Origin of the sequence: Pseudahrensia aquimaris (genome assembly GCF_042676045.1) — a bacterium.
GTDB lineage: Bacteria > Pseudomonadota > Alphaproteobacteria > Rhizobiales > Rhizobiaceae > Pseudahrensia > Pseudahrensia aquimaris.
In genome coordinates, this window is record NZ_JBHTJV010000023.1 from 1 (window position 1) to 11,106 (window position 11,106).

Annotated in this window: 7 protein-coding genes and 2 tRNA genes; 2 read left to right on the forward strand and 7 right to left on the reverse strand. The window is 54.7% G+C overall.

What is annotated here, in order from left to right; all coding sequences use genetic code 11:
• A partial coding sequence (locus ACFQ14_RS14375; RefSeq protein WP_377212059.1) for a GTP-binding protein occupies positions 1-105 on the reverse strand: 105 nt, incomplete at its 3' end.
• A 218-nt stretch (positions 106-323) separates the two neighbouring features.
• Between ACFQ14_RS14375 and ACFQ14_RS14380 the strand changes: the two genes are divergently transcribed.
• Positions 324-1,568, forward strand: a complete 1,245-nt coding sequence (locus ACFQ14_RS14380) for a class I SAM-dependent methyltransferase (protein WP_377213450.1) — start codon at positions 324-326, stop codon at positions 1,566-1,568.
• Positions 1,569-1,589: 21 nt separating this feature from the next.
• On the opposite strand, the gene ACFQ14_RS14385 is transcribed toward ACFQ14_RS14380, so the two are convergent.
• Positions 1,590-1,660 (reverse strand) — tRNA-Gly (locus ACFQ14_RS14385).
• Between the two features lie 37 nt (positions 1,661-1,697).
• A tRNA-Tyr gene (locus ACFQ14_RS14390) sits at positions 1,698-1,782 on the reverse strand.
• A gap of 140 nt (positions 1,783-1,922) precedes the next feature.
• On the opposite strand from ACFQ14_RS14390, the gene rlmB reads away from it, so the two are divergent.
• Positions 1,923-2,777, forward strand: a complete 855-nt coding sequence (gene rlmB / locus ACFQ14_RS14395) for a 23S rRNA (guanosine(2251)-2'-O)-methyltransferase RlmB (protein WP_377213451.1) — start codon at positions 1,923-1,925, stop codon at positions 2,775-2,777.
• Here the strand turns inward: rlmB and ACFQ14_RS14400 are convergent.
• The 4 genes from ACFQ14_RS14400 to ACFQ14_RS14415 form a co-directional block, all read right to left on the reverse strand.
• The gene (locus ACFQ14_RS14400; RefSeq protein ID WP_377213452.1) at positions 2,762-3,292 is read right to left on the reverse strand and encodes a hypothetical protein; all 531 of its coding nucleotides are present in this window, start codon (positions 3,290-3,292) and stop codon (positions 2,762-2,764) included. The genes rlmB and ACFQ14_RS14400 overlap by 16 nt on opposite strands.
• 182 nt (positions 3,293-3,474) lie before the next feature.
• Complete coding sequence (dusA, locus tag ACFQ14_RS14405; protein WP_377213453.1) at positions 3,475-4,524, reverse strand: tRNA dihydrouridine(20/20a) synthase DusA; 1,050 nt, start codon at positions 4,522-4,524, stop codon at positions 3,475-3,477.
• Positions 4,525-4,738: 214 nt separating this feature from the next.
• Positions 4,739-8,290, reverse strand: coding sequence for a TonB-dependent receptor (locus ACFQ14_RS14410; RefSeq protein ID WP_377213454.1), 3,552 nt, complete (start codon positions 8,288-8,290; stop codon positions 4,739-4,741).
• A gap of 11 nt (positions 8,291-8,301) precedes the next feature.
• The coding region (locus ACFQ14_RS14415; protein ID WP_377213455.1) for a DUF7507 domain-containing protein at positions 8,302-11,106 on the reverse strand (2,805 nt) is incomplete at its 5' end.

Below are 11,106 nucleotides of genomic sequence, written 5' to 3' on the forward strand. Positions count from 1 at the left end.
ATATTTCGTAATCGCCGCCGTCAGCGTCGTCTTGCCATGGTCAACGTGACCAATCGTGCCGATGTTACAATGCGGCTTGGTGCGTTCAAATTTTTCCTTAGCCATGTCAATCCTCGTCAGGCGGTGGGGTGTTGAATCAAACGGCAGAACGCCGCTTGCGCGCGCATATAAGGCGATACCGACTTTGCTGCAAGTGCCACAGCCGCTTGGGCAGTGATTGAAGCCCGCGAAACGTCGGGCACTGTGAAAGAGGCGAAGCACTACAACGACGACGGCTGGTGTGGTAACGCTGAAAATCACCGACCTCGAAACACAGTGCGCCCATGTTTCCCTTGTCCCATATGATGAAATCCTTTGTTCAAAAAGGCCAACTTGATGTGATTGACGCCGATGGGCAACGCCACACTTTTGGGGGCAAGTCCGATGGGCCGCACGTGGTGATGCGCTTGAGCGATAAGAAACTGTATCGCGATCTTGTATTCAAATCTGAAATCGCGGCTGCTGAAGGCTACATGGACGGCACGATGACGTTCGAGGAAGGCTCAACACTTCGCGACTTCTTGCATTTGTTCTCTATCAATCGGCTGTCGCTAGCGGACTATCCGCTGCAAAAAGCGATCCGCAAGATCACAATGCTCACGCGGCGCAAACAACAGAGCAACCGCAAGGGCGAGGCGCAACGCAACGTCGCCCACCACTACGATCTGGGGAACGACTTTTACAAACTCTTCCTCGACGACAACATGCTCTATTCTTGCGCCTATTTTCGAAACGCCAACGAAAGCCTCGAACAGGCCCAGCGCAACAAGCTACGCCTGCTGGCTTCGAAGCTGGACCTCAAGCCCGGTCAGCGCATCTTAGACATCGGCTGCGGCTGGGGTGACTTGGCGCTTTATCTGGCCAGCATGGAAGACGTTCACGTCGTCGGTGTCACGCTGTCGAAAGAGCAACAGGCTCTGGCATCAAAGCGGGCCGACGATATGGGGCTGGCAGACCGAGTGGAGTTCCGCTTGCAAGACTACCGTGAAGTGCCAGAAACCTTCGACCGCATCGTGTCGGTCGGAATGTTTGAACATGTCGGCGTGTCTCACTACGACGAATTTTTCGCCAAGCTGAACGATCTGATGCCCGATCATGGCCTCGCGGTCATCCATTCCATCGGCCACATGTCGCCGCCGGGAATGGCCAGCAAGTTCATGCGCAAATACATCTTCCCCGGTGCCTACTCCCCTGCTCTGTCCGAGGTGTTCGAAAGCGTCGAACGCAATTCATTATGGTGTCTCGATCTGGAATTTCTGCGGGTCCACTATGCCGAGACCCTGAAACACTGGGAGCAGCGCTTTCAGAACAACCGCGACAAGGTTGAGGAAATGTATGACGAGCGTTTTGCCCGCATGTGGGAATTCTATCTCATCAGCGCTGAGGCCATGTTCCGCACTGGCTCACAACTCGTCTTCCACATGCAGCTAAGCCGCCAGCGCGATGCCGCACCTCTTCAGCGCGACTACATCACCGACACGCAGCGTGAATACGAAGACAAAGAAGCGAAGCTGAAGCTGACGTTATAATTTTGGAGTGAGACTTAGCGGAGCGGGTAGCGGGAATCGAACCCGCATATTTAGCTTGGAAGGCTACTGCTCTACCATTGAGCTATACCCGCTTGCCGGTTCCGCCAAAGGATGGCGAAAGTAGCTGGCTGGTGGAGGAGGCTGGATTCGAACCAGCGTACGCTAAGCGAACGGATTTACAGTCCGTCTCCTTTAACCACTCGGACACTCCTCCAAACCAGTCAGCGCGGGTTATGGCGAAGCGGCATTTTTCTGTCAACTGAATTGCCAGTTTGCGCAGCACAATTATGCATCCAACACGCCTTTTCTTCCAACAGCGGTTGGCCATATCGCCCACGAACGTTATGGGAAGGCATGAAACATCGTACCTCTCATAAAAAAGACCGCGCGAAGCCCGATGCGGCAAAAACAACAAATAGCAGGCCCAACCGCAAAGGTTCTGCGCCACGGAAACGCGGCGGGCCGTCCGCATCGAACGACCATGTGCGTCTTTACGGCCTCCATGCGGTGCGGGCAGCCTTGGCAAACCCTGCCCGTTCGTTCGTTAGATTGTGCGTCACCGAAAACGCGCTCAAACGTTTGGGCGACATTCCACAAACCACATCGTTAGAGATCACGATCACCGGCCCGCAAGAATTGGATGCTATGGTAGCACCAGATGCAGTGCATCAAGGGGTGGTTCTCATCTGTGCGCCGCTCAGTCATGGCGACGCATCGGAGCTCTTTCATCTCGCAGATAAGAAAATGGTGCTGATGCTGGATCAGATCACTGATCCGCATAACGTTGGTGCGATCTTGCGCAGCGCGTCAGCCTTCGGCGTGGACGCCGTTATCGTTACTCACCGAAACACCGCGATGGAAACCGGCGCACTCGCAAAAGCTGCATCCGGTGCCCTCGACATAGTGCCAATCATCGAAGTGCGAAATTTTTCCAAAGCGCTGGATGAATTAAACGACATGGGCTTTGAGAGCTTCGGGTTGGACAGCGAGGGTCCAGCGGTTCTCGAAGCCGCGCTGAGCGCTGCCAACCCTGAAAGAGCCGTGCTCGTGCTTGGCTCCGAAGGCAAGGGTTTACGCCAACAGACGCGCGAGACGTGTAAACACCTCGCGCGGCTCGATATGCCCGGCGAAATCAAATCGCTCAACGTGTCGAATGCAGCTGCTCTTTCGCTGTATGTCGTGAGGGCGGCGATCTATTCGTCGAAATAGATAACCTTGCCGTCACCATCAATGCTTTCGCTATACGTCTCCGGCATATAGACTGGAGATGGCACGCGCTCACCATCAAAATTGGCGCCAGCGATAATTGTGAAGGATTTCCCTGCGCGGACACCACCACGTGCTTCGCGCAATGCGGCGCGAGCGGCGGCCAATTCCTGCTGAAGCTCATTGACCTCAACAACTTCAGACACGCGGTTCAGCGGGCTGGGCTCGCCCTCGCCCGGGCTAATTGTGACGGTGTTGCCGTTCGCAGATGCGCTGGAACGCGCAGTGTTGCCACCAACCACCACAACGGAAGGACGCAACAACGAGCCGTTTCCGTTGTTTCTGCGATTGTAACGGTCGTCATTGCGATAGCGCGAGCGATTGTGTTTTTTCGAATGCTTGTTGTCCACCTTGAATGACGGCCCGGTATTCGGACGATCATCGGCGTGGGCGTGGGGCGTCGGTAGCGCCACCAAGGATGTGGTGAGTGCGCCAGCAAGAAATAGTGTCTTGAGCATAAGTCCGTCTCCTGAGCCGGTGAGGCTCGATCATCTGTTTCAGATGACATGGAGTCGGTGGAGGCTGCCCTCCCGACACACTCAATGTCTTTGTTGTGCTTCTATTATCGGAGATTTGCCTGCTATCTTCAAGCATACCAACTCTGCCAAACATGGTTTTCAAAGAGTAAAGTTAATGGCGCTCAGGCTGCATCCCTGCGTTTGGCTTGCGTAATCGCAGCAAAAGCATCAGCAATGACTTGCGGGCCAGCGCCAGGCTTCGATGCATCGACGGTCATAATCTGGCGAAACCGACGCGCTCCCGGCTGCCCCTGAAAAAGCCCGATCATGTGTCGCGTCACATGATGCAAGCGCCCACCGCCATCCATGTGCTGATGCGCATAGCCAATCATGGCATCGCGCACTTTGTCCATATTCGGAAGACTTGGCTTCTCACCGTAAAACACGGTGTCAACATCGGCCAGCAGTGCCGGATTTTGATAGGCTGTTCTACCCAGCATCACCCCGTCGAGCTGTTGGGCAAGCCTAGCAGCGGTCTCCAGATCAACAATTCCTCCATTGATCCCAATAAACCTGTTTGGCCAATCCGCTTTCAATCGAACCACACGATCATAATCGAGAGGCGGTACGTCTCGGTTTTCTTTGGGGCTTAGCCCTTTGAGCCAAGCCTTGCGAGCATGAACCCAAAGCCCGTCGCAGCCCGCCTCAAACACACGACCAACAAAATCATCCAGCGCGACCTGCGAATCTTGATCGTCCACTCCGATCCGGCACTTGACCGTGACGGGAATATCCACCGCGCCTTTCATGGCCTCCACGCACCGCGCCACGAGTTCGGGCTCTCGCATCAAGCATGCGCCAAAGGCGCCGGACTGAACACGATCTGACGGACACCCGACATTCAGGTTGATCTCGTCATATCCATATTGCGCACCGAGCCGAGCCGAATGCGCTAACTTCTCCGGCTCCGACCCACCAATCTGCAAAGCCACAGGTTGCTCAACATCCCGATCAAACATCAAATGCCGATCCACATCCCCATGCACCAAAGCATCGGCGACCACCATCTCGGTATAGAGCAAAGCATGTTGCGTTAGTTGACGATGAAAAAAACGACAATGCCGATCCGTCCAATCCATCATCGGAGCAACGGCGAAGCGCGGCGCATCAAACTGCTCGTCTTTTTCCGTAATATCTGCATGTTGCGGAAGATATTTAATGCATTTTTTCATTTCGATTCCGCCCTGCACTGTTCCACGTTGCAGCTATCATCACGGTCGAAGACGCGACGGTTCAGGAAAACAGATCAACTGGCTGCGCCATGTTGATAACAATTCGGCGAAAGAGTGAAAAGGCCCACATACAACAGTAACTTTTGAGCGACAGCGAATTTCTGATGGTCGTCCGGTAAGCTCTAAGGGAATTTAGATAACAAGAACAAACAGACTAAAACTTGCCAATCACATTCAAAAACACACCCTCATCATCAAGAGTCAGGTCGGTTACATCGTCAGAAAATTGCCCAAAATTGTAACCGGCCCCCACTTTGAGGTTTTCGCCAAAATGACGATATGCGCCAACAACAAAGCCAGTGTAGGTCGTATCTATTTCCGGCGTGTGGAGAATACGCGCCTCAGCAAAGACATCCCATTTCTTCACGATATGATAGTCACCGCGCACCACACCAAGATGCGCTGAAGACTTCACAAAACCCGTTTCCGAACGATCTTGAGAAACCTCACCAATGCGGAAGCCATACTTTGCGCCCACGCTCAACTTCTCATTGACGTCGTAAATCACGTCAGCAGTCAACACATGGCTGCGCTGCGCAGGGCCAAGATCTTCGCCCTGCCGATTGACTTGGTCCGGACCCGGAAAATCGTACAGATAGGAATATTTGAAAAGAGCGTTCAGCTTATCGTTATCCGCGGGGCGATAGGCATAGCCGATACTGGCTTCTATAAAGTCACCATCCAAATAATCCGCCTGATTTGAGTCCGATATAGCGGCATCGATGTTGCCAAGAAAACGCCAATCGTCGCTTTGCTTTACCGATATGCCAGCCGATGCGAGGTAGGTTGTGCGGTCGAGACCATCATCCTGCGAATCTTCAAAACGAACTTCCCCTTTCATCCGCCAGCTAATCAGGTCTTTCTCCTTGTACGAGACGGAAGCCGAGATCGCTGTGCGGTCGAGGTCAGAGGCAAGCGAATTATCCAACTGGCCGATCTCAACCCCGCCGTTAAACGTCCACAAAGCGGATGGGGTGTAAGTGACGCCATATGTGCTGGTGAGCGAACGCTCTTGCCCGAACATATCGTAATTGTTCTCCATGAACGCAGAGAGCTCATCGCTGTATTTGCGCCTCGCGCCAATAACTATCCCGCCTCTATCCACGCCACGTAGAGACTTGGTGCCACTGTATTCGCGGTCTGGGTCGAGCCGGTAACCGATGTAATAAGTGTCATCCGGCGTAGGGCTGTAGTTCAGCTGAGCAAGACCGCCGACACCTGTGTTGCCATATGAAACCTCTGCCAACACACCGAGTTTCTCGGTCAATTGCCGCTCCAACCCTACGCCAATGCGGTTGTTGCGCCGCAGATTTCCGCTGCGGTGCACAGTGCCCTGCCCGTATAGGAAGTAGGATTGATCATCGTCGATGTTATATGTAAGCCGTGCGCCGATATCGGTGCGGTCGCCGTTTTGATCGTTCGCGATAGCGGAGCCCAAATGGGTATGCTTGATGCCCAGACCAATCGTCCAATAGTCATCGATATCGAATTCAACCTCAGCATCCGCCTCGCGCTTCGATTTACCAGCTCTGTCTTCGAAGTCTTCAAGCTCAATGCGCGCACGCAGTGTGTCAGTCAGCTCTACCTTGGCTCGCACCCCAAAAGCGCGTTCGTCCTCAGCAACATCATGGTTGGGAGATGAAAAACCCTTGTCCCGCTTTTGATAATAGGCGGTGATGAAACCTTTATAATCCGGGTCAAAATCCGACAGATCTATGTGAAGGTCTGCACGGTAAGCGTAGTTGGTGCGGTCAGCATCTCCAGAAATCGAGCTACTGTTGATCGTCAGCCCTCCATTGATCGAATTGGATTGCGAAAAGCCCGGCCCACGGGAACCCGCAATCTCGCCACGCAGATGCGAGTTTTCGCCGAGCTTAACCAATATATCAGCTGCAATCACCTGCTGATCGGCTTCACCGGTTTTCTCCGAAAGGCCAGAAACGCCAACACGCAGACGGTCCGACACCCAACCCTGGGCGCGGCCGCCGTATGAATAGCCGTCAATCTCCCCCAAAGCCGGGGTGAATTCGTACTGCGCAACAAGATACTGACGGTCGCCGCCCAAAGCGCCAGATCGCACCAGTGTGCTGGATGGTGCAGTGGACGCGAGCGGCTGTTTGAGAATAACCACACCCTGTGTGTAGTTGATATCGTAATCCTCACGATACCGAAGCACACGGCGGCGAACGACTACATCGGTCACAGCATCACGTGTCTCAATAACAAGCGTTTCTGAAGCCCGATTGATGTCGCTGCGAGACAGGAAATAGACAGAGCCACCGGTGCCCAGCAGGTTATCACGCTGCGGCAATGTGCTCGGCTGCGAGACGTATGCCTCGGCCTCCACCTTGGCGTCACCCGAGACAGTTACACGGGGAGACTTGTAGCGTGCATGAGCACCGTAAAGTGTGCGGTCGTTTCGAACGAATTCGGTGTTTTTGATTGTCGTGCGGTATGTGCCCCACATAACGTGACTGTCGTCTTTTTGAAGGCGAACATAGAACTTGCCTTCGGTCGGCGCGTCTTCGACTGCCGTAGAATCATCGCCATACACAGGATAGAATTTGTCCGGATCGATGCGGCGCAATACGGCTCTTGGATCTTTGGCATCCAGGTTTTTGAGCAAATCTTCGATGCGCTCTTCGCCCGTATCAGCGGCAGCGGTGAGCAGATAGCGGCCCTTGATCTTGCCTTTCAGATAAAAAGCCAGACGTCCTTTGGTGTAAGTCTTGTCAAATTCGCCACTGGAGTCGGCAACCAGATTATCTGTCTTCAACCGTCGCCCAACGGTCAAATCGGCAAGCCCAACATAGAACCACTCGTTTTCCGGTATGGTCAGCTCGCGCTCGAACGAGAGCTGCTGGTCTCCGTCGCCGGAAATTGCCACATCAATGACGTGATCGCCCGGCGGCAAAATGCGCTGCACGACGAAATTCCCGTCTGCATCAATCGGAACGTCCCCACCAATTGTTGTGACACGCGCACCCTCCGGCACGGAACGGCCAAAGACTGTCACTGCACCACCATAGACTGGAATGCTGCGCGTTGCTGTTCGGTCATCGCCCTCGCCTGCGGCAACCGCCTCTTCCTGCGGTCCTGTTTCATGGGTATCGAAAGCCTGCGACGTGCGACGCAGACCAAGCGGCTGCGTCTCATCAAAGCGCCCTTCAGCATCGTAAACGCGATAGACGTATTCATATAGCTTTGCATCATCGCTCGGCATCACCCATGAGACAAAGCCATTAGGGTTTTCGGCAGGCAGCACAGCCACAGGAACACTGCTACCGCTTTCAGCTTCGAAAATACGAACCTCCGCTTGCGAAATCCAAGCCGGATAATTGGTAGACAGTCGAAACTCAATTTCGTCGCCACTTTGATAGCTGTGTCGCAAGTCGCTGGTGGCAACATTCAATGTTGGCTCCACGCCCAAGCCATCAAACTTCACCTGAACATCAGCCGCACTGAGGTCGATATCCGCCTCACGTTGAAAATCCACTGGGGCTTCAGCACCAGCAACCGTCTCACCGTCATAAGAAATTGAGAACCCGGCCGCACCCGGATTGGCTGAACCTGCCCCCTTCTCGGTGTTCTCACCCACAGTCAGCTTTGTGGTGCCGCCATCTGAATCCTGTGCCCAGACCAATTTGGATGGCACCATCAACGCGGTCGTTGAAAGCGCAATTATCGTGAGTTGCTTCAATGTCATGGGGGCTCGCATTATTTCCCGCCTCCGATAATCCGAACTTCGGTGGGCAAGCGATAACGCCCATTGGACGCCCGCCACTTCTTGTCGATCATCTTCCGAACAGCTTTCAGGCGCTGGCGCGCCAGCTTCCGATCGCTGCGCGTCGCGTGATAGGTCAGCCGCAGAGTGGCAGGCTTCGCACCAGCCAATTTCCGTAGGAGCTTGTCGATGCCGTGGCTCAGTTCTTTAACAGGCTTGTTTGAATTGCCGCTAAAGGCAGAAGCATTCAAATCAATGCGAACAACACGGGAAATCGCAGCGCCAAAGTTCAACTTCGTGATCTTACCCCGTGTCAGGCGAACGACCCGTGGATTCTCGGTGGTAACGCGATAACCGCTGGGCAACGTTCGCGTATCCAGCTTCATGATGAAATTGGAGCCGATGCGCTCATCAGGGAGATCGGCGCAAGCGACATGGAAGCGGCCCTTCTTGTCGGTCGTAACAAGCAAACCCTTTACGGTAGCTATGCGCACACCCGGCAAGCCCGGCTCGCCTTTGTTTTGATAACCGTTCTGGTTTTTATCGTCGAAGACTTTGCCAATAATCTCGCCGCAATCAAACACATGCTCGATCTCACGGGTCACTTTCGCCCGTCCAATCGTCGAAATCCGATTACCCGTGACCGGGTCTTCCACCCACGCTTGGTTGATGAATTCCGTGCCTGTGGCCCCGGCACCCACACCAAGATTGAGCTTCAACACAACGCTGCCCAAAGCCGGAACGGTGCGCCCACCCCAAACAAGGCGACGCCCGTTCTGAACAGGCTCCTGCGCGACACCATCAACGGTGCCGCTGCCAGGTCGATATGTGAAACCAACCGGGATGAGATCGACCAGATTGACGTTGGTGCGCGCCAGCGGATCCAGATTGGTGACCGTGACCGTATAAGGAACGACGTCACCGATGCGCGCGGTGGAGCGCACAGACACCTTCTCGACCCGCAATCCGCTCAACGCAGCCGGCGCAGCAATATTCACAGCAGCCGTAGCAACGTTGGATGTTATGGGGTCGCCTGTAAGCGGCGACGTTCCACGCCCAACAACAGAGTTTGTTTTTTCGCCCGAACTCTGTGGTGCGACCACCACGACAATATCCGCAACAACTTCTCCGCCAGGATCAAGACTGCCCCCTGTCGTTAGCACGTTCACATCGCTGGAACCGTCAAAGCCGCCATTGATATCGATGTTGGACACATCGTTTCTCAGCACCAATTTGGTTGACGTCACAGAATACTGCCCTGCGCCAAAAGCAGCATCCAAATCGTCATTCAACTCAATATTCTCAGCTCGCGTGGTTCCGTCATTCTTCAGGCTGAGGCGGAAGGTAACCTGAGTGCTGCCACTGGCAAGCAAGAACGGATTGCCAATCACGCGCTTTTCAGCAGTCAATTGCGGCGTGCCGCAGAACCGTAGCGGAATATTGTTGTTGATCACATTTGGATCACCCTCTTCAATATCAAATACCGTAAAGAACGTGTTGGCAGCCTGTGAGAAATCCGGCAATTGACGCGTCGAACGAAGCTCGCCCGCACCCAGAACAATCGGGTCAGTTGCTGCGCGCGTAGAAAGATCAAGCGTGCCCGAACTCAAGCGATCAACACTGGCGGTGCCCGATGCAGGTAGGGTGTAAGCCAACGTGTAGCGCCCAGCGGCAGAGACAAAGAACTGGAAGCGCCCCGTCGTGCCATCGCTGACAATCGTGATGTTATTGGAAGAACCAGCGCCGGTCTGTGTGCCCAGCGGACCTATGACCGAAATCAATCCACCCGGCTGTATTGCACCAGTTTCTTCGCAGTAGAATGTGCCGGTAGGATCGTAATCATCCGAGTCCGGGATACCATCGCCATCACGGTCCGCGGTTGCCGATTCCTTGCTGTCGGGAATTCCATCACCATCCGCATCGTCCACCGGCCTAGGTGTTGGATTCAGATCTGTGTCATCCCCTGGCGTGACCGTTGGATCGTCGGAAAGGATGGGGCCGGGTGTTTGATCAGAAGACCCCCGCGCAATATTGCCCTGTTGAGGATAACCGCGCGCAAATTGCACACGCGCAACGATCGTCACCGTCCCCGTTTCGCCCGGCTGGAGCGTTGGGTCGCCGGAAAGAAGCGCAAAATCAGACACTCCATCAAACGCAGCATTTACTTGCGGGGAGCCACCAAACCCAGCCAACGAAATCGTTGGCCGCTCAATCATGCGTCCAGGTTGGAAAGCGGCAGCCAAATCGTCCGTAACCCGAATTCCAGTCAACTGCGTATTGCCCGTATTGATTGCTTCAACACGGTAGGTAATCTCATATGTGTAGGGGAACAGCTGACGCACTGAAGCAATTTGCTTGGTTAGCTTCAGCTCGGATGTCTGAGGAATAACCGCAATTGTTGGATCGCTCGGATCGCCCGTGACCGGGTCGTCGGAGACCGCGTTGACCGGCGGGCCAGTCGGTGGATTGCCAGCGACCGTCGCCTGGTTGGAATAGGTGCCAGCGTCTATGTCAGCCTGCTGGATCGCATAGCTCGCCGTGAACGTCGCCGTATCGCTCGCCCCCGGTGCCAGCGTGATCGGGCCGCCCGATACCGTCGCACCCGGGTCGGTCACCGTGATACCGGACAACGTCACATTGCCCGTGTTCGTCACCGTGAACGTGTAGTTGATCGCATCACCAACCTGCACAGGCGACAACAGACCGGACGTATCCGCGCTCTTGGTGATTGCAATCAACGGGCTGGAGCCCAGCGGCGTCACCGTCGGGTCGTCATCCCCGCCGCCATCGGCTGGGTT